We start from the raw sequence: 19,290 nt of genomic DNA on the forward strand, positions 1-19,290 counted from the left end.
CAGACTGTGTACCGCTGCCGGAAGAGAAAGAGTCATCCCCTGTACTCTGCGACTGTAATTAGCACTCTTTTCCGCAACATTTATCCATGCGACATCTATTCATACGATATCTATTCATGTGAAGAGTTATGCCACTCAAGAAGGACGTGACAATGAAAAAGATAAAAAACCTGGCTCTGACCGCGTTAGCCGCGCTGGTGATTTCGGCTCCGGCGATGGCCAAGCTGCAGGAAGGAAAACTGGTTATCTGGATCAACGGCGACAAAGGTTACAACGGTCTGGCAGAAGTCGGTAAGAAATTTGAGCAGGACACCGGGGTACAGGTACTGGTGGAACATCCGGACAAGATGGAAGAGAAATACCCGCAGGTCGCGGCTTCCGGCGATGGTCCGGATATCGTGTTCTGGGCACATGACCGTTTTGGTGGCTATGCCCAGTCTGGTCTGCTGACCGAAGTTCATCCTTCCAAAGAGCTGCAGGATAAAATGTTCCCGTTCACCTGGGATGCAGTGCGTTTCAATGGCAAGCTGATTGGTTATCCGGTAGCAGTGGAAGCGTTGTCGCTGATTTATAACAAAGATCTGATCAAGACACCGCCAAAAAGCTGGGAAGACATTCCGGCTTTAGATAAAGAACTGCGCGCCAAAGGCAAGAGCGCCATTATGTGGAACCTGCAGGAGCCTTACTTCTCCTGGCCACTGCTGGCGGCGGCTGGTGGTTATGCATTCAAAACTACACCGGACGGCTATGACGCGAAAGATGTCGGTGTGAATAACGCCGGTGCACAGGCTGGTCTGCAGTTCATCGTCGATCTGGTGAAGAACAAACATATCTCGGCGGACGTCGATTACTCGATTGCTGATGCGGCGTTCAACAAAGGTGAAACCGCCATGACCATCAATGGCCCGTGGGCGTGGAGCAACTCGGACAAGAGCGGTATCAACTACGGTGTTGCGCAGTTGCCGACCTTCCAAGGCAAGCCATCGAAAGCATTTGTCGGGGTGCTGACTGCGGGTATCAACTCGGCCAGCCCGAACAAGGATCTGGCCGCGGAATTCCTCGAGAACTATCTGCTGACCGACGACGGTCTGGATAAAGTTAACAAAGACAAACCTTTAGGTGCGGTATCGCTGATGTCATTCCAGAAAAAACTGGAAGCCGACCCACGCATTGCGGCCACCATGGCTAACGCGAAGGCAGGTGAAATCATGCCGAACATTCCGCAGATGACCGCGTTCTGGTATGCCGAGAAAAACGCGATCGTCAATGCCACCGCTGGTCGTCAGCCAGTGAAAGAGGCATTGGATGAAGTAGCCAAGCAAATGACGAAGTAATTTCCGCTCGTCAAAAGTCGTAAAAGAGGGCGGGTCGCCGCCCTCAGTTGTAATCAGACGGAGTGCCTCATGCAGTTATCTGTTGCCCATACCACTCCGCCGCGCCTGCCACAGAATAAGAAGTGGTGGCGCAGCGCGATGTTTACCCGTTCGTTACTTGGCCTGGTGGCCGTGCTGAATGGCTATTTGATTGTGCAGATGTACGCGCAGCGCGAATATCTGTTTGCGATGCTGACACTGTTACTGGCCGGCACCGGGATCTACCTGTTTGCCAGCCGCAAAGCCTACTCGTGGCGCTATGTCTATCCGGGTCTGGTCGGCATGGGGCTGTTTGTGCTGTTCCCGCTGTTCTGCACCATTGGCATCGCGTTTACCAACTACAGTGCCGTGCATCAGCTGAGCTTTGAGCGTGCGCAGTCGGTGATACTGGATCGCCAGTTCCAGAGCGGTAATACGCTGAATTTTACCCTGCTGGGCAGTGATGGCCACTGGCAGCTGCAACTGCAGGACAGTGAAACCAATCAGACCCTGTTATCGGCACCGTTTGCGCTGGATAACCAGCCACAACGACTGAATATGGTGCCAAAAACGGCCGATACGGGGGCGACGAAAGCACCACTGAAAGTGATCACCCAAAACCGTCAGGCACTGGGTCAGCTGACTGCGGTGATGCCGGATGGCAGCGAACTGGTGATGAGTTCCCTGCGGCAGTTCTCGGCGATCAAACCACTGTATACCCTGCAGGAGGATGACCGTGGTCTGCGTAATAACCAGACCGGTGAACTGTATCAGCCGAATGACGAGATGGGCTTCTATCAGGCCGTTGATGCTAAAGGTGAATGGATTGCGGATACACGCATGAGCCCGGGTTATACCGTCACCATCGGCTGGGATAACTTCCTGCGCGTGTTACAGGATAAAGGCATCCAGCAGCCGTTCATCAAAATCTTTATCTGGACCGTGCTGTTTGCGGGTCTGACCGTCATGTTCACACTGGCCGTCGGCATGGTGCTGGCCTGTCTGGTGCAGTGGCAGCCACTGAAAGGCAAGGCAATGTATCGCTTGCTGCTGATCCTGCCGTATGCGGTGCCGGGCTTTATCTCCATCCTGATTTTCAAAGGGTTGTTTAACCAGAGCTTCGGTGAGATCAACATGCTGCTGGAGCAGATGTTTGGCCTGAAACCGGAATGGTTTACTAATCCGATGCTGGCGAAAGCGATGATCCTGATCGTCAACGTCTGGCTGGGCTACCCGTACATGATGATCCTCTGCATGGGGCTGTTAAAAGCCATTCCGGATGATCTGTATGAAGCCTCGGCACTGGATGGCGCGACCCCGCTGCAGAACTTTTTCCGTATCACGCTGCCGCTGCTGATCAAGCCGCTGACACCGTTGCTGATTGCCTGTTTCGCGTTCAACTTCAATAACTTCGTACTGATTCAGTTGTTGACCAACGGTGGCCCGAACATGCTGGGTACCAGTACGCCGGCCGGTAATACCGATCTGTTGGTGAGCTATACCTACCGCATCGCGTTTGAGGGTAGTGGCGGGCAGGACTTCGGTCTGGCGGCAGCGATTGCGACGCTGATCTTCCTGCTGGTAGGCGCCCTGGCCATTCTGAACCTGAAAGCCAGTAAGTTAAGTGTGGAACAATAAGGAGCTGCAGTATGGCTATCGTTCAAACCAAAGCATTACGTTATCGCCTGTGGGCAGCCCATGCCGGATTATGGTGCTTCATCGCGCTGATCATGTTCCCGCTGCTGATGGTAATTGCGATTTCACTGCGTAGCGGTAACTTCGCCACCGGTGAGCTGATCCCGTCGCATCCGTCACTGGAACACTGGAAGCTGGCACTGGGTTTCAGCGTCACTAATCCGGATGGCTCGGTGACACCACCACCATTTCCGGTGCTGCTGTGGCTGTGGAACTCGGTGAAGGTGGCGTTTGTCACCGCGGTCGGCATCGTGGCGCTTTCTACCACCTGTGCCTATGCCTTCGCCCGCATGAAGTTCCGCGGCAAGAGTGCGCTGCTGAAAGGGATGCTGATTTTCCAGATGTTCCCGGCGGTGCTGTCGCTGGTGGCGCTGTATGCGTTGTTTGACCGCATCGGACAGTACATTCCGTTCCTCGGGCTGAACACGCACGGTGGGCTGATTTTCGCCTACCTTGGCGGGATCGCGCTGCATGTCTGGACCATCAAAGGCTATTTCGAAACCATCGATGGTTCGCTGGAAGAAGCGGCGGCGCTGGATGGTGCTACCCCGTGGCAGGCGTTCCGGCTGGTATTGCTGCCGTTGTCAGTACCGATCCTGGCGGTGGTGTTCATTCTGTCGTTCATCGGCGCGGTGACCGAAGTGCCAATCGCCTCGCTGTTGCTGCGTGATGTCAGCAGCTACACGCTGGCGGTGGGGATGCAGCAGTATCTCTATCCGCAGAACTATCTGTGGGGTGATTTTGCGGCAGCGGCGGTGTTATCCGCGATTCCGATCACCGTGGTATTCCTGCTGGCACAGCGCTGGCTGGTGGGTGGTCTGACCGCCGGAGGTGTGAAAGGGTAATTCAGTTTTTCATGGTCGTGTTCATTTATCTTTCCTTGTTTTGACGGAGCTTATTTCCGGATGCCAGTCGCCAGACTGGCATTTTTTTCATCTGTGATTGGCTGGTTAATCATCTATAATTGATTTGGTTGTTTCGTTCGATTCGGATGATATGGGATGGGTGTTATGGAAACGCTGACGGCTAATCAGGCAAAAACTCAGTTTGGTGATATGTTGCTCAAAGTGCAGCGGGCACCCGTGCAAATCAGTCGTAATGGTAAACCGGTGGCGGTACTGCTGTCGGTAGAGGATTATCAGGCACTGGAAGCCATCAAACTGCGGCTTCTACAGGAAAAGATTGAACAAGCCAGAGCAGATATAGCAGCTGGTAAGCTGGTGGAGGGCGACGCATTATTCAGTAGTTTACTGAATGGAGAGTTCGATTAGCGAAATGCGTTATGTTTTCACGGATGAAGCCAAAGCTGATCTGATACAGATCCGCCGTTTTACGTTAAAAAACTGGGGACAAAACCAGTCTGTGCATTATTTGCAGGAATTGCAGCAGACGTTGAGTCGCTTAACGATAATGCCACAAATGGGCATCTGCCGTGAGCAGGATTTGGGCAATGGAATTTATAGTTTCCCCTATGCTAGTCATACCATCTATTACACGTTGCTCAATGAGCAACTGATTGTGATGGCTGTTCTGCATCAGAGTATGGTGCCTGATAGCCACCTCGAAAATCGCAAAGTAAAAATCTGAAATTCTCTGTCGCCTGACTGGCATTTTTTTCTGCTACGCTTTCCTTAATGACAGTTCTATCGTCGCTGTTCCCTTTTTGGCAGGAGTGGTATGGCTATGCGCTACACCAATCAGGATGGCAGTCAGCGGTCATTCCCGTTAAAACATGTCTTGCGCCGCCAGACCGGCTGGCATGGCGAACGGCAACCGCGCTCGGGGCGTACCGGAATACCGGTGCCGATCGTGCATAATGACGGTGCCGATTTGCATCATCAGCAGCACGATACGCTGACCTGGATCGGTCACTCTTCGTTTTTACTGCAACTTGGTGGTCTCAATATGCTGATCGACCCGGTGATGTCGTCCTCACTGGGCGGTGTGGTGCCGCGCAATGCCCCGCCGGGGTTGAGCTGGTCGGCGTTACCGAAAAAAATTGATGTGGTGATGATCACCCACAATCACCGGGATCATATGGATGTGCCTACGCTGAAAAAGCTGGGGCCCAATCCGCTGTATCTGGTGCCTCACGGGATGCGGCACTGGTTTCTGAAAAACGGCTTTCCGCATGTACAGGAGCTGGCGTGGTGGCAGCAGACACAGGTAGGCAATGCCACCATGACCTTTGTGCCGGCACAGCACTGGAGCCGTCGCGGGCTGATGGACATGAATACCAGCTGGTGGGGCGGTTTTGTCATGGAACATGACGGCTTTCGCTTGTATCACGCCGGGGATACCGCCTGGTTTGACGGTTTCCGGGAAATTGGCCGGCGCTGCGGTCCGATTGATGTGGCGATGCTACCGATCGGTGCCTATGCGCCGCGCTGGTTTATGCGTCATCAGCACATGGATCCGGATGATGCATTAAAGGCGTTTGTGGCACTGGAAGCGAAACTGTTTGTCGCCATGCATTGGGGTACCTTCAAACTCACTGATGAACCGTTAAATGAGCCGCCGATCCGGTTGCGCGATCTGTGGCATAAACTGCAGTTACCGCTAGCCCGTTTAGCAATCCCGGCAATCGGGCAGACACTGGAGTTTCCCCGCATCGACCTCTCCGTGGCATTAGCGGTGAAATAAAAAAGGGACTGCGTGGCAGTCCCCAAACTCCGCTCAGCTCGATATACCCTTCCCACTTGAAGTTGCAGCGGTGTTGGCCGCGTTCATTCGCCCCAATCACATAGTTTATCTATGTTCATGGGGTCTCTTCACTTGCCGCCTACCTGCAACTCCAAGTTGTTTGGGTATAGCTGTCGGCGGCGCCGGTTTATTTCAGCCAGCAGCGAGATGACATCTGAATCGTTAAACATGGCTTCCAACGTGCAGCTCAACTTGCGGCGCCAGTTGGGGTAAATCTCATGTGTGGTACCGGGAATGTTGACCGGCATGGTCATATTCAGCCAGTCTTCCGGCTGCAGGCCGAGCAGGGCACTGTTGCTTTGCGCGACATGGCAGTGAATGCCGCGGTTCAGCGCCGGGTTCATCATCATGCCCTGTGCCTGACGGCTGTATTCTTCCGGCAGACTGTGCAAGCTGTGCAGACTGTCGAGCATGCGTTGTTTGGCCTGTTCCCGATCGGCGTAAAGGCCGGACAGCACTTCGGCATCCGGATACAAACCCAGTTTTTGTCCCAGCGTCAGGTCATCCGCCTGCCAGTAGCCGTACAGCGTCGGCATATCATGCGTGGAAAGGGTGGTCATCGCCTGTGCCGGATAATCGCGCGGCGAGTAGAAGCCGCTGTCCGGAGCTGGCGCGCGTTCAAAGTAAAAGACCTTGTAGGAATAAACGCCATTATCGCGCAGCTTGGCCACAATCTCATCCGGGACGGTACCCAAATCCTCACCGATCACCATGCACTGATGACGCTGGCTCTCCAGTGCCAGAATCGCCAGCAGATCATCCACCGGATAACTGACAAACGCACCTTCCACGGCGGTGGAGCCCTGCGGTACCCACCACAGACGCAACAATCCCATGACATGATCGATACGCAGTGCACCGCAGGCTTTCATATTCGACTGGATCAGATCGATGAACGGCTGATAGCCCCGTTGCCGCATCACCTGCGGGCTCATTGGTGGCAGGCCCCAGTTTTGGCCAAGCGGACCGAGGATATCCGGCGGCGCACCGACCGACGCTTTCAGGCAATACAGTTCGCGATCACACCAGGTTTCAGTGCCGCCTTCGGTGACGCCGACCGCGAGGTCACGGTAGATACCGATCAGCATGCCGGCATCGCGCGCGCTTTGCTGACACTCCTGCAACTGACCCTGTGTCAGCCATTGCAGCCAGGCGTAAAAACGGATCTCATCTGCATGTTCTTGGCGGAATAGCTGCAGTGCCGGACTTTCCCATTGCTGATATTCAGCAGGCCATGCCGGCCAGCCCCAGGCGTGCTCATCCTGCTGTTTTAGCCAGGCGTGCAAGGCATCGTAAGTGGCTTGCTGCTGCAGACTTTCCCCCTGTTGCCTGCGGAACTGCTCAAATTCACCGACGCGAGGAATGTCATCTGGCAGTGAGGCAAAATACTGATACGCCAGTTTCAGTCCGGCGAGTTTCAGCGCGGTGACCTGCGGATAATCGACATAGTCGCTGGCACGGGCGGCCTGCAGTTGTTGCTGTATTTCAGGATTTTGCCACCACAATTGTGCGGCAGAACTGAGCTGAAAATCCGGCAGTTTATGTACGGCGATGTAGATGATATTCAGCCAGCGGCGGGAAGAGGGGCTGTACGGGCTGGCGCTGTCGGGACTGGCCGGATACAGCGCATGCAGCGGATTCAGACCGACAAAGTCCGCCCCTTGTGCGGCCAGTGCGGTGACCATCTGTTTCAGATCGGCAAAATCGCCGATGCCCCAGTTTTCTTCCGAACGCAGCGTATACAACTGTACGCAGGCGCCCCAGGTTTTCTTGCCCTGTTGGATCGCCGGTGGTTCATAGCAGCGGGCAGGTGCAATGATGATGCGGCTTTCGGCGATCACTTTGCGCCCCTGCAGCAGGCAGAGTTTGTGGTAACCAAGCGGCAGATTATCCGGCAGCGTCAGGAAACCGTTGGCCAGCACACCCCGCAGCGGTTTGCCGCTTTCCGGCTGTAAACGCCAGTGGCAGGTATCCGTCACCGCATCCTGTAGCAGGACGCGGAACAGTTCGCCTTGCCGGAACACACTGACTGCCGGCAGCAGATTATTTTCCGGCGAGGTATGACCCAGCGCCGCCAGAATTTTTTCCTGAGTGCTGATCGCGATCTGCACTGGCTGACCGAGCGCACTGATGTAACTGTCGGCAATACCGGCCGCTTTCGCGGCCGCTTCAATTACAGAAATATCCATGAGGCTTCCTTATACCGCTGGTTGCCAGATCTGGCGCTGATAGTCACGGATGGAACGGTCAGAGCTGAACATACCGGTACGGGCGGTGTTCAGAATGCAGCGTCGCAGCCACTCTTCCGGTTGCTGGTAGAGCGCATCGACCTGTTGCTGTGCTTCCCAGTAGGCATCGAAGTCAGCCAGTACCAGATACGGATCGCCCCCTTCCAGCAAACTGTGCCACAGCGGCTGCAGCGCCTGCGTATTGTCCGGGGTGTAATAACCACTCATCAGTTCATCCAGCGCTGCTTTCAGACGCGGATTCTGCTGATAGTAATGCTGCGGCTGGTAACCGGCGGCCAGCATCGCTTTCACCTCGTCCACGGTATGACCGAAGATAAACAGATTATCGCGGCCGACCTGCTCGGAAATTTCGACGTTAGCGCCGTCCAGTGTGCCGACGGTCAGTGCACCGTTCATCGCCAGTTTCATGTTACCGGTGCCGGAGGCTTCTTTACCGGCGGTGGAGATCTGCTCGGAAACATCGGCAGCCGGGATCAGCAGTTCCGCCATGGTGACGCGGTAGTCCGGCAGGAACACCACCTTCAGCTTGTCGTTGACAAACGGATCATTATTGATGCGCTCCGCTACCTTGTTGATCGCCAGAATGATGTTTTTCGCCAGGTGATAACCGGGTGCGGCTTTGGCGGCAAACAGGAATACGCGTGGCGGCACCGCCAGATTCGGCTGGGCGCGCAGTTGCTGATAACGGGCGATGATCTGCAGCAGATTCAGGTGCTGGCGTTTGTATTCGTGCAAACGTTTAATCTGCACATCGAAGATGGCATGTGGATCAAGTTTGATGCCCTGAGTCTGCCAGACGTAATCGGCCAGACGTTGTTTATTGGCGAACTTGATGTCGCGGTAACGATGGCGGAAATCGGTTTTCGCCGCGAACGGTTCCAGATCGCGCAGCGTGTCGAGATCGCGCGCCCAGTCCACTTTCAGTGTCTCATCCAGCAGCGTGGCCAGATCCGGGTTACATTGTTTCAGCCAGCGGCGCGGGGTGATGCCGTTGGTGACGTTGTGGAATTTGTGTGGCCACAGGTCGTTGTATTCCGGGAACAGATCACTCTTCACCAGATCGGAGTGCAGCTGTGCCACGCCATTGACGGCAAAACAGGTCACCACGCACAGGTTCGCCATGCGGATCTGACCGTCATAAATTACCGCCACTTTCTGCCAGACGTCTTCATTATCCGGCCACTGTTGCTGCGCCTGCGCCATGAAACGGCGATCAATTTCATCAATGATATAGAAATGACGCGGCAGCAGCGTGGCCACCAGATCCTGCGGCCAGCACTCCAGCGCTTCCGGCAGCAGGGTGTGGTTGGTGTAGGCAAACAGACGGGTACAGATCGACCAGGCATCTTCCCAGCACATCTGATGATCATCCAGCAGCACGCGCATCAGTTCCGGAATGGCGATGGTCGGATGGGTGTCGTTCAGCTGGATCACTTCATAATCCGGCAGTGACAGCAGTGTGCGGCCAGCGGCCAAATGGCGGTGCAGAATGTCGGCAATTGAGCAGGCACAGTGGAAATATTGCTGCATCAGGCGCAGCTCTTTGCCGGGCTGATGGTTGTCGCTCGGGTAGAGCACCTTGCTCAGTTTGCTGGCGGTGACACCGGCGTCAACGGCCTGTAAATACTCACCGTCGTTGAATTTCTGCAGATCGAGCGGGGTCGGGTGGCTGGCATGCCACAACCGCAGGGTTTGTACCACCTGATTATGGTAGCCGAGGATCGGCAAATCATGCGCTTCGCCCTGCACGACCAGCGCTGGTACCCAGTACTGACGGTCTTCGTCATCGGTACGCACTTCACCACCAAAGCCGACCGGCAGCGTGAGGCCGGTGTGTCTGGTCAGCCACGGATAATGTTCACTGTGCCAGTCATCCGGCGCTTCCTGTTGTTCACCGTTGCGGAACGACTGACGGAACAGACCATACTGGTAACTCAGGCCATACCCGATCGCCGGTTGATCGACCGCGGCCATCGAGTCGAGGAAACAGGCGGCCAGACGGCCCAGACCGCCGTTGCCCAGACCTGGATCGACTTCCTGCTCCAGCAGGTCTGTCAGTTCACGCCCGTATTTTCTGACCACGTCGGCCACGACATCGGCACAGTCGAGACTGATCAGGTTATTCAGCGTCAGACGACCGACCAGAAATTCCAGTGACAGGTAGTTCACATGGCGTTCGGCACCAGTTGCCGCGCGCAGTTGTCCTTCAGTACGGCGCGCCGCCACCTGCTCGTTGACGGCGGCACTCACTGCCAGCCACCACTGATATGGCGTCATTTCAGTGGCGGATTGCAAACCCAGACGCTGCCACTGGCGGGTCAGTGCTGCTTCAAATTCGGCGGCCGAAAACAGTGCCGGCTTTTTACTCTGCTTCTTGATTGTCATTCGTTTCGTCCTTCGTCATCAGGAAAACCCAAATCGATTGATGACTATCCTGAAGCGAAAAATCAGCTGTTACCTCCTCCTGAAAAAAGATTAGCGAGGAGGATGAGCAGGGCGTAGGACAGGCGATTAGTGAGCGGTTAGTATGGTTTTGTGAGTGACTGCATTGAAAAAAGATCATCCGGCAGGCACCGTGTGCCGCAGTTGAAAATATTGTTCTGTGGCGGTTGTGAGACCACAGATAACTGGAAATGACGTTATGCTGATCCCTTCGAAACTGAGTCGCCCGGTACGACTGCAAAATGCCATCACCCGCGAGCGGTTATTGCAACGCCTGCAAACGGCTCTGGATTATCGTCTGGTGTTGCTGCATGGCCCGGCGGGTTATGGCAAAACCACGCTGATCGCGCAGTGGGCGGCGACATTGCCGCATGTCGGCTGGTTTTCGCTGGATGACAGTGACAATCAGCCGGAGCGTTTTGCCCGTTATCTGGTCGCGGCGCTGCAACATGCGACCGGTGGCCATTGCGTGAAGAGCGAGTCGCTCAGTCAGAAGCATCAGTACGCGCGTCTATCATCATTGCTGGGGCAGGTGTTTGCCGAACTGGCCGACTGGACCGAACCGACCTACCTCATCATCGATGATTACCATCTGATTGATAATGAAGAGATTCATGAAGCGATGCGCTTCTTCCTGCGTAATCAGCCGGACAATCTGACGCTGGTGGTGATCTCGCGGGCATTGCCGCCGCTCGGTATTGCCAACCTGCGGGTGAGGGAGCAGTTGCTGGAGCTGGATAACCAGTTGCTGGCGTTTAACCATCAGGAAGCACAGCAATTTTTCTGTAATCGCCTGACGACACCGATGGATGAGCAGGAGAGCGCCACGCTGTGTGATGAAGTGGAGGGCTGGGCAACGGCACTGCAGCTGATCGCCTTGTCCTCACCGGATTCCCGTTCTACGGTCCATCAGTCAGCCCGCAAACTTTCCGGTCTGAATACTACCTATCTGTGGGAGTATCTGGCGGAAGAAGTAATGGATCGCATTGATGCACCAACGCGGGATTTTCTGCTGCGTTGTTCGGTACTGCGTTCGATGAATGATTCGCTGGTGGCGAAACTCACCGGCCGACAGGATGGACTGGCGCAGCTCGGTGAGCTGGAACGGCGGGGGCTGTTTGTGCAGCGTATGGACATGGACGGCGATACCATCTGGTTCCGTTTCCACCCCTTGTTTGCCTCGTTTCTGCAGCACTGTTGTCTGCAGCAACTGGCGGCGGAACTGCCGGAACTACACCGGCGGGCCGCGGCCGGCTGGCAGGCACTGAACATTCCGTCGGAAGCGATCCACCATGCACTGGCGGCCAGTGATGCGCTGCTGCTGCGGGAGATCCTGCTGCAATACGGCTGGTCGCTGTTCCATCATGGCGAACTGGCGCTGCTGTCCGGCTGTCTGGAGGCACTGCCGTATGACGAGCTCATTCAAAGTCCGAATCTGGTGCTGCTGCAGGCCTGGCTGGCGCAGAGCCAGCACCGCTACACGCAGGTGGATGCCTTGCTGGAGCGGGCGAAACAGGCGATGGCGGAACATCAGGTACGGCTCAACGATGCGCTGCAGGGTGAGTTTAATGCGCTGCGGGCGCAGGTGGCGCTGAATGCCAACCAGCCGGAGGAGGCGATCCATCTGGCGCGTGAGGCGTTGCAGCAACTGCCACCGACCAATTTCTATGGCCGGATTGTCGCCACCTCGGTCATTGGCGAAGTGCACCATTATCTCGGGCAGCTGAGCAGTGCACTGCCGATGATGCAGCGTACCGAGCAGATGGCGCGGCGCCACGGTACCTATCACTATGCGTTGTGGGCGTTGCTGCAGCAGAGTGAAATCCTGATTGCACAGGGTTTCCTGCAGGCGGCGTATGAGGTGCAGGATAAGGCGCTGGAACTGGTGCAGAACCAGCATCTGGAACAATTACCGCTGCATGAATTTTTGCTGCGTATCCGTGCGCAGGTGCTCTGGTCGTGGTACCGGCTGGATGAAGCCGAAAGCTGTGCCCGGCAGGGGCTGCAGGTGTTAGCGGGATATGAGCAGAAGCAGCAACTGCAGTGTGTGGCGATGCTGGCGAAAGTGTCGCTGGCACGCGGCGATATCGACAACGCCAGTCAGCATCTGCAGCGTTGTGAAGTGCTGCTGCACAATGCCGATTATCACAGTGACTGGATCAATAATGCCGATATTCCGCGGCTGCTGTACTGGCAGATGACCGGCGACAAACAGTCGGTACGCAACTGGCTGGCACAGGCGGAACGTCCGGACGCGGCCTGTAACCATTTTCTGCAGGGACAGTGGCGTAACATTGCCCGGGCGCACCTGATTCTGGAGGAAAACGATCTGGCTGCGGAAATTCTGCAGCACCTGAACGAAGAAGCGCGGCGGCTGAATCTGTACAGCGATCTCAACCGTAATCTGCTGCTCTGTACCGTGCTGCACTGGCAATGTGACGAGCGCAGTGAAGCGCAGCGTACGCTGATGGAAGCGCTGACGCTGTCGAATCGTACCGGCTTTGTCAGTCACTTCGTGATTGAAGGCGAGATAGTGGCGCAACTGCTGCGGCAGCTATTGCAGCTGAATACCTTGTCAGAGATGGAGCAGCACAAGGCGCAGCGCCTGCTGAAAGATATCAACCAGCATCACCGCCACAAATTCGCCCATTTCGATGAAGGGTTTGTCGAGAAATTGCTGAATCATCCGAATGTACCGGAGCTGATCCGCACCAGTCCGCTGACGCAGCGCGAGTGGCAGGTGCTGGGGCTGATTTACTCCGGTTACAGCAATGAGCAGATTGCGGTCGAGCTGGATGTCGCCGCAACCACCATCAAAACGCATATCCGCAATCTGTATCAGAAACTGGGCATTCTGCACCGGCAGGATGCGGTCGAGCAGGCACAGAAGCTGCTGAAACTGATGGGGTATGGGGTGTAAGAAAAACGGAGAGGTGTCCGTTAGCGGACACCTCAGTGATTATCCGGATTACAGATCATCCCGCTGCCACAACCAGGCGGCGCCACGCACACCGCTGGAATCGCCGTGCAGCGCTTTGCGTACCGGCGTTTCACACTCACCACCGAAGACATATTCCTTCATCAGACGCGGAAGGTTGTCGTAGATGCGCTCCACGTTGCTCATGCCGCCGCCCAGTACGATGACATCCGGGTCCATCAGGTTGACCGCATGGGCCAGCGCTTTGGCCAGACGACGTTCGTAGTCCTCAATGGCCTTGATCGCGGCGGCATCGCCTTGCGCCACCAGTGCCATAATTTCCGCACCTTTCAGTTCTTTGCCGGTATTGAATTTGTAGCTGTTAGCAAAGCCGGTGCCGGAGACATAAGTCTCGATACAGCCTTTTTTGCCGCAGTAGCAAGGGGTGGCGTTCTGGTAGTTCCACTCTTCCTCGTCGATCCACGGCAGCGGGTTATGGCCGAATTCACCGGCAATCCCGTTACCACCGGCATGCACGTGGCTATTGATGGCGATACCTGAACCGCAGCCGGTACCGATGATCACGGCGAACACCAGTTTGCCACCGGCGCCGGCCCCGTCAGTGGCTTCGGATACGGCCAGACAGTTGGCATCATTGGCGATGCGGACCGGGCGATCCAGCATGGCTTCCAGATCTTTATCCAGCGGCTGGCCGTTCAGCCAGGTGGAGTTGGCATTTTTCACCTTGCCGGTAAACGGCGAGATGGTGCCGGGAATACCGAGCCCCACCGAGCCTTTCTTCCCGGTTGCGGCTTCAGCATCCAGGACCAGTCCTGTGATAGCTTCCAGGGTCTGCTGATAGTCATGACGCGGTGTTGGCACCCGTTTCCGGAACAGCTCACCACCATCGCTGTCCAGAGCAATAACTTCAATTTTGGTTCCGCCTAAATCGATTCCGATGCGCACTTTGTGTTTCCTCTTATTGTTTGATGACGGCTGACGCAGGTCAGCTCACAGTTCATTATTGGTAAAATGACTACAATCTGTTTTATCTGTTTCCGGCACGGGCCTGCATAAAAATGAAAAACAAAATCCTGGTTGTGGATGATGACATCGCGATCTGCGAACTGCTGACCGATGTGCTCAGTGAGCATGTCTTTGAGGTCAGAAGCTGTCATCTGGCACAAGCAGCATTGCAAACTTTGCAGCAGGAACCTGATATCGCACTGGTGCTATTGGATCTGATGCTGCCCGACATGAGCGGACTGTTATTGTTACAGCAAATCCGCATGCAATTCCCTGATCTGCCCGTCATTATGCTCACCGGTCTGGCTACCGAATCCGACATGGTGGTGGGTCTGGAAATGGGTGCCGACGATTACATCGCCAAACCGTTTGTACCGCGTATTGTCGTTGCGCGGGCCAAAGCGGTGCTGCGACGTACCCCGGTCAGCGATAACCCGCAACGTCGTATCGCCGTGCCGATCAGCGGTCCCGGCTTCCGCTTTGATGGCTGGTTGCTCAACACCCATACCGGCCGGTTGCATACCCCGGATGGCGATGATATCGAACTGACGCAGGGCGAGTATTCGCTGCTGACGGTACTGCTGAAAAATGCACGTAAAGTGCTGACGCGCGATCAGTTGCTGGAGATGACCCACAGCGATGCGCTCGACGTGTTTGACCGTACCATCGATGTGCTGATTATGCGTCTGCGCCGTAAAATCGAACCTAACCCGAAACAACCGGAATATATCCGCACCATCCGTGGTGCCGGCTATGTGATGTCGCGGGAAGTCACGGTCGTACATAAAGCCTGATCACCCCTTATTGCCGGCGGTTTGCGCGGCAATGAATGCCTGTAACTCCCCGAGTGGGGCCGCGCCGTCAATCGCATTGGTACTGCGCAGATTGAAGCGCGCACAGGCATTCCCTAGCTGCAGCGTTTCGAGCAGTCCCCATTGCTGATGCAGGCCATACAGCACCCCGGCACAGAAGGCATCACCGGCACCGACCGTGCCGGCAATCTCCTGCGGTTCAATCCAGTAGGAGGGGGTAAACAGGCTGTCACCGTTAGTGTTTTCCGCCCAGGCACCTTCCGGACAATGGATCACCACGACTTGCCTTACCCCTTGCTGCAACAGATTTTTTGCGGCATGCGGGATCTGGATCAGGTCTGGTTTACCCTCACTGGTGCGCAGTGGCTGGCCGGTCAGCGTGGCGGCTTCCAGTTCATTGATGATCAGATAGTCCACATACGGCAAAGCTGGTAATACCACCCGTTTGGCGCGTTCCGGATCATCGATGGAGACCAAATCCAGCGCAGTGAGATAACCTTTTTGCTGTAACTGATGGAACAGGCGCGCTGCCACCACACCGTATTCAGGGTCTGGTTTTTCCAGTTGCTGCAGCAGCAACAGATAGGCCAGATGCACGATCTTATGCGGACTGTGCAGCCCCTCCAGAATGTGGGCATCAAATGCCGCATTGCTGCCATGGGCATGAAAGAAGGTGCGTTGCCCGTTGCGCTGATTGGTCATCACCTGCGTCATACTGGTGGGCAGTGCTGCGGTTTGCAACCAGCGGCAATCAATATCATCATCACTGAGACACTGACGGATAAACTCCCCGTCGAGGTCATCGCCGACCAGTCCGGCAGCGGCCAGCGGCAGCCCGGTTTTCATCCGGGCCAGCGTACGTAACACGTTCGGTACGGCTCCGCCGGTCGCATTCTCCGTGTGCAGTATCGTTGCCAGCCGCCCTTGTTCCGGCCAGTCATCAATCAGATGCACATGATCGACCAGCATGGTGCCGGCGGCGAGGATGCCACAACGAGGGGCGTTCATCAGGCTTTTCCTGCGCTGCCAAAGATCTGCATCTGCTCTTCCACCGTTTTCTGGATGGCTGCTTCAATGCCCATCAGCATGTGCGCCAGTTCATCGTAGGCGGTTTCACGGTGCTGCATCGCCTGTTCTACCGCGACTAAGGCATTCTGTGACATGCCGGTGTAGAAGTTGATTTTGTGAATACCGAGCGAGATCGCTTTGCGGAAATCCGCATCACTGATACCGGAACCACCGTGCAGCACCAGCGGCAAACCGGTTTGTTCCTGAATCGCTTGCAGGCGCGGGAAGTCGAGTTTTGGCTCACCGCGGTATTTACCGTGCGCATTCCCAATCGCCACAGCCAGTGCATCAATACCGGTGCGGGTGACAAAGTCAGTGGCTTTGCTTGGATCGGTAAATTTACTGCTGTCGCAGGAGCCGTACAGCGAACCACCTTCATCGCCACCAACCGCGCCCAGTTCGGCTTCGACTGAAATGTCCAGTGCGTGGCACATCTTCACCACTTCCGCGGTCTGGCGGATATTTTCTTCATAACTTAACCCCGAGCCATCAAACATCACCGAGGTAAAACCGAGGCGAATCGCTTTCATCACTGCGTCAAAACTGGTGCCGTGATCGAGGTTCAGTACCACCGGAATATCGTGCAGCGCCGCTTCCGCCTTGATTGCGGCACAGATCGCCTCCAGCGAGACATATTTAAAATGCACTTCCGCGATATTGATAATAAACGGTGAGCGTTGTGCCTTGGCGGCAGCAAACAGCGCGCGCAGGAAATGGGTGTCCAGCACATTGAAGGCACCTAAAGCATAACCATGTGCACGGGCATGAGACAGACCCTGAGCGAGAGAGATCAGTGGCATAACAGTAGCTCCTTAAAGTGGCAGAAAACGGGCATATTCGTTACACAGCAAGTGTAGTGGATCGGTGTCTTCTTCGATTTCACTGAAACGGGATTGCGGCCGCAGGAAGCGGTTATCACGCCGGTCATCATTCACCATCGAGACTTCACCGAGGATCACCGGGCCATGTCCGGGCTCGGCCCAGAACGAGTGATACAGACCCTGTGTCAGCGAGATGCTTTGTCCGGCGGTCAGGCGCAAGCGGCTGCCAGCTTTATGCCGTTGACGTTCGCCATCAAGCACAACTTCCACATCGGTGGTGTCACACTGTTCATCGGCGGTGCGGTTATACAGCTCAATAATCATGTTGCCGCCACCACGATGAATGATGTCTTCCATCTTGTACCAGTGGAAATGCAATGGTGTTTGCTGACCTTCGCGGCTGATCATGATTTTTTCGGCATACGGTTTCGGGTAGGGTTTTCCGCCGACCGAACCGTTACGCAAGGTGAACAGGGTTAGCCCGGTATTGGCAAAATCATTGCTGCCCATATCGGTGACATCCCAGCCTAACTGCAGATCGAACACTTCCTGAAAACGGGTCAGATCCTGAGTGGTCCAGTCCTGTGGTGTGAAATGCGCAAACGGCGGCAGATAAATCTGGTGTTGTGCAAACAGCGCCTGGCTGTCGGCTAAAATTTCATTGAGCTGTGAACGACGCATTTACCCCTCCTGTTGGCACAACCAGCGGGTCAGCTGCTGGTAACGCTGATAGCGTGCCTGCAGATCGGGTTGTGATTGTGGTCGGATGATGGCTGTCGCAGGTACGGCGTGCGAAGTCAGATGTGATAAGGCTTCCGGCTCAATGGCCAGCCGAGCCAGACGGGCCGCACCAAAGGCAGCGCCGACATCGGCATAGGTCGGCACGATGATGCGGCATTGCGTGAGATCGGCAATCATCTGTAACCAGAACTGGCTGCGGGCACCGCCACCGGTGGCAATCATCTGATGCGGGGCGCAACCGGCCTGTTGCAGCGCGCGGTAGCCATCGGCTAACGAAAAAGCGACGCCCTCCATGACTGCGCGGGCTAAATGGCCGCGTTGATGCTGGTCGGCGAGGCCAAAGAATGCGCCACGCACATGCGGTGCATTCCACGGCGTGCGTTCACCATTAAGGAACGGGGCGAATAGCACATCGCCCGCATCATGTTGTTCTGCTTCCTGCGCCAGTTGCGCTTCCGGTGTGGAAGTGAGTCTGGAAAACCAGCTCAGAGAGGCGGCGGCACTTAAGGTGACGGCCATCTGATGCCAGCGCTCGGGCAGGGCATGACAGAAGCTGTGTACCGCTTGTTGCGGATTGGCGTAGTGCTGATCGGCGGCGACAAAAATAACTCCGGACGTGCCGAGCGAGACAAAACCATCGCCGGCTTTGAGCACGCCAAGGCCAATGGCACTGGCGGCATTGTCACCGGCACCGGCAATCAGCGGTGTATTCCGTGGTAAACCCCAGTCATCGGCTAACGTATCATATAACGTGCCAGTCACCTGATTACCTTCATATAATTCCGGCATCTGATTGACGGTGAGATTACAGGCCACCAGCAACTCTTCGCTCCACTGGCGGCGCGCAGTATCGAGCCACAAGGTACCGGCACTGTCGGCCATATCACTGGCGAAATCACCGCTCATGCGGTAGCGCAGATAATCTTTTGGCAGCAGAATGTGTGCGGTACGGGCAAAAATATCCGGTTCGTGGCGCTGTACCCAGAGTAATTTCGGCGCTGTGAAACCAGCCATCACGCGGTTACCGGTGATACCGATGAAGTCGGCGCGTTGTTCCAGCCAGCGACACTCTTCGGCACTACGGCCATCGTTCCACAGAATACAGGGGCGCAGTACGCTACCCCGCTCATCCAGCAGCGTGGCCCCGTGCATCTGGCCGCTGAAACCAATCGCCCGGACCTGCTGCAATGCGGCAGCCTGACGTTTTTTGAACTGTAACATGGCCTGCTGCAGCGCCTGCCACCAGTCATCCGGGTGTTGTTCGCTGAAACCGGGTTGCGGATGTTGCACCGATAACGGCATGCTGACGCTGTCGATCAGTTTTTCATTGTTATCCAGCAACACGACTTTGAGGCTGGAGGTCCCTAAATCAATACCAAGGAACATGCGGTGGCTCCCGGAAAATTGCCCGTCTGGTCAGCATTCTTACGAGGAGAAAAACACTGACCACAGTGGCAAAAACGC

Annotated in this window: 15 protein-coding genes; 8 read left to right on the plus strand and 7 right to left on the minus strand. The window is 55.8% G+C overall.

All coding sequences use genetic code 11. The features are described from left to right. Nucleotides 1–152 precede the first annotated feature (152 nt). The 6 genes from malE to TOLA_RS00240 all read left to right on the plus strand — a co-directional run bounded on the left by malE (nt 153) and on the right by TOLA_RS00240 (nt 5,690). Nucleotides 153–1,334 carry a maltose/maltodextrin ABC transporter substrate-binding protein MalE gene (malE, locus tag TOLA_RS00215; protein ID WP_012728267.1) on the plus strand — a complete coding sequence of 394 codons (1,182 nt, stop codon included), beginning with the start codon at nt 153–155 and terminating at the stop codon, nt 1,332–1,334. Between the two features lie 69 nt (nt 1,335–1,403). Then, nucleotides 1,404–2,990 (plus strand): maltose ABC transporter permease MalF, encoded by a 1,587-nt coding sequence (gene malF / locus TOLA_RS00220; protein WP_012728268.1) that lies wholly within the window; start codon nt 1,404–1,406, stop codon nt 2,988–2,990. 11 nt (nt 2,991–3,001) lie between these two features. Beyond that, nucleotides 3,002–3,892 (plus strand): maltose ABC transporter permease MalG, encoded by an 891-nt coding sequence (malG, locus tag TOLA_RS00225; protein WP_012728269.1) that lies wholly within the window; start codon nt 3,002–3,004, stop codon nt 3,890–3,892. Nucleotides 3,893–4,057: 165 nt separating this feature from the next. Continuing rightward, nucleotides 4,058–4,318, plus strand: coding sequence for a type II toxin-antitoxin system Phd/YefM family antitoxin (locus tag TOLA_RS00230; RefSeq protein ID WP_041609574.1), 261 nt, complete (start codon nt 4,058–4,060; stop codon nt 4,316–4,318). Further along, a complete protein-coding gene (locus TOLA_RS00235) occupies nt 4,302–4,634 on the plus strand; it encodes a type II toxin-antitoxin system RelE/ParE family toxin (protein WP_012728271.1) in 333 nt (110 codons plus the stop codon). The genes TOLA_RS00230 and TOLA_RS00235 overlap by 17 nt, the downstream gene beginning before the upstream one ends. 90 nt (nt 4,635–4,724) lie before the next feature. Beyond that, nucleotides 4,725–5,690 carry an MBL fold metallo-hydrolase gene (locus tag TOLA_RS00240; protein ID WP_148210399.1) on the plus strand — a complete coding sequence of 322 codons (966 nt, stop codon included), beginning with the start codon at nt 4,725–4,727 and terminating at the stop codon, nt 5,688–5,690. 128 nt (nt 5,691–5,818) lie between these two features. On the opposite strand, the gene malQ is transcribed toward TOLA_RS00240, so the two are convergent. Continuing rightward, entirely contained in the window at nt 5,819–7,939 is a 2,121-nt protein-coding gene (malQ, locus tag TOLA_RS00245) for a 4-alpha-glucanotransferase (RefSeq protein ID WP_012728273.1), read from the minus strand. A gap of 9 nt (nt 7,940–7,948) precedes the next feature. Continuing rightward, on the minus strand, nt 7,949–10,384 hold the full coding sequence (gene malP / locus TOLA_RS00250) for a maltodextrin phosphorylase (RefSeq protein WP_012728274.1): 2,436 nt from the start codon (nt 10,382–10,384) through the stop codon (nt 7,949–7,951). 256 nt (nt 10,385–10,640) lie between these two features. On the opposite strand from malP, the gene malT reads away from it, so the two are divergent. Then, nucleotides 10,641–13,361 (plus strand): HTH-type transcriptional regulator MalT, encoded by a 2,721-nt coding sequence (malT, locus tag TOLA_RS00255; protein WP_012728275.1) that lies wholly within the window; start codon nt 10,641–10,643, stop codon nt 13,359–13,361. Nucleotides 13,362–13,409: 48 nt separating this feature from the next. On the opposite strand, the gene mak is transcribed toward malT, so the two are convergent. After that, complete coding sequence (mak, locus tag TOLA_RS00260) at nt 13,410–14,324, minus strand: fructokinase (protein ID WP_012728276.1); 915 nt, start codon at nt 14,322–14,324, stop codon at nt 13,410–13,412. A gap of 113 nt (nt 14,325–14,437) precedes the next feature. Here mak and TOLA_RS00265 point away from each other — a divergent pair, with 113 nt between their 5' ends. Next, on the plus strand, nt 14,438–15,178 hold the full coding sequence (locus TOLA_RS00265) for a response regulator (protein WP_012728277.1): 741 nt from the start codon (nt 14,438–14,440) through the stop codon (nt 15,176–15,178). Here the strand turns inward: TOLA_RS00265 and TOLA_RS00270 are convergent, their stop codons facing one another. Genes TOLA_RS00270 through xylB form a run of 4 tightly spaced genes read right to left on the minus strand, consistent with a single transcriptional unit; the run spans nt 15,179 to nt 19,212 of the window. Continuing rightward, nucleotides 15,179–16,204, minus strand: coding sequence for a carbohydrate kinase family protein (locus tag TOLA_RS00270; RefSeq protein WP_012728278.1), 1,026 nt, complete (start codon nt 16,202–16,204; stop codon nt 15,179–15,181). Further along, entirely contained in the window at nt 16,204–17,064 is an 861-nt protein-coding gene (locus TOLA_RS00275) for a ketose 1,6-bisphosphate aldolase (protein WP_012728279.1), read from the minus strand. The genes TOLA_RS00270 and TOLA_RS00275 overlap by 1 nt, the downstream gene beginning before the upstream one ends. A 12-nt stretch (nt 17,065–17,076) precedes the next feature. Further along, nucleotides 17,077–17,766, minus strand: coding sequence for a D-lyxose/D-mannose isomerase (locus tag TOLA_RS00280; RefSeq protein WP_012728280.1), 690 nt, complete (start codon nt 17,764–17,766; stop codon nt 17,077–17,079). Then, nucleotides 17,767–19,212 carry a xylulokinase gene (gene xylB, locus TOLA_RS00285; RefSeq protein WP_012728281.1) on the minus strand — a complete coding sequence of 482 codons (1,446 nt, stop codon included), beginning with the start codon at nt 19,210–19,212 and terminating at the stop codon, nt 17,767–17,769. Between the last annotated feature and the right edge of the window lie 78 nt (nt 19,213–19,290).

It is taken from the genome of Tolumonas auensis DSM 9187 (genome assembly GCF_000023065.1).
Lineage (GTDB): Bacteria > Pseudomonadota > Gammaproteobacteria > Enterobacterales > Aeromonadaceae > Tolumonas > Tolumonas auensis.

Coding starts and splice junctions, on each gene's coding strand:
- malE (WP_012728267.1), top strand. CDS start 153: ATGAAAAAGATAAAAAACCTGGCTCTGACCGCGTTAGCCGCGCTGGTG.
- malF (WP_012728268.1), top strand. CDS start 1,404: ATGCAGTTATCTGTTGCCCATACCACTCCGCCGCGCCTGCCACAGAAT.
- malG (WP_012728269.1), top strand. CDS start 3,002: ATGGCTATCGTTCAAACCAAAGCATTACGTTATCGCCTGTGGGCAGCC.
- TOLA_RS00230 (WP_041609574.1), top strand. CDS start 4,058: ATGGAAACGCTGACGGCTAATCAGGCAAAAACTCAGTTTGGTGATATG.
- TOLA_RS00235 (WP_012728271.1), top strand. CDS start 4,302: ATGGAGAGTTCGATTAGCGAAATGCGTTATGTTTTCACGGATGAAGCC.
- TOLA_RS00240 (WP_148210399.1), top strand. CDS start 4,725: ATGGCTATGCGCTACACCAATCAGGATGGCAGTCAGCGGTCATTCCCG.
- malQ (WP_012728273.1), bottom strand. CDS start 7,939: ATGGATATTTCTGTAATTGAAGCGGCCGCGAAAGCGGCCGGTATTGCC.
- malP (WP_012728274.1), bottom strand. CDS start 10,384: ATGACAATCAAGAAGCAGAGTAAAAAGCCGGCACTGTTTTCGGCCGCC.
- malT (WP_012728275.1), top strand. CDS start 10,641: ATGCTGATCCCTTCGAAACTGAGTCGCCCGGTACGACTGCAAAATGCC.
- TOLA_RS00265 (WP_012728277.1), top strand. CDS start 14,438: ATGAAAAACAAAATCCTGGTTGTGGATGATGACATCGCGATCTGCGAA.
- TOLA_RS00270 (WP_012728278.1), bottom strand. CDS start 16,204: ATGAACGCCCCTCGTTGTGGCATCCTCGCCGCCGGCACCATGCTGGTC.
- TOLA_RS00275 (WP_012728279.1), bottom strand. CDS start 17,064: ATGCCACTGATCTCTCTCGCTCAGGGTCTGTCTCATGCCCGTGCACAT.
- TOLA_RS00280 (WP_012728280.1), bottom strand. CDS start 17,766: ATGCGTCGTTCACAGCTCAATGAAATTTTAGCCGACAGCCAGGCGCTG.
- xylB (WP_012728281.1), bottom strand. CDS start 19,212: ATGTTCCTTGGTATTGATTTAGGGACCTCCAGCCTCAAAGTCGTGTTG.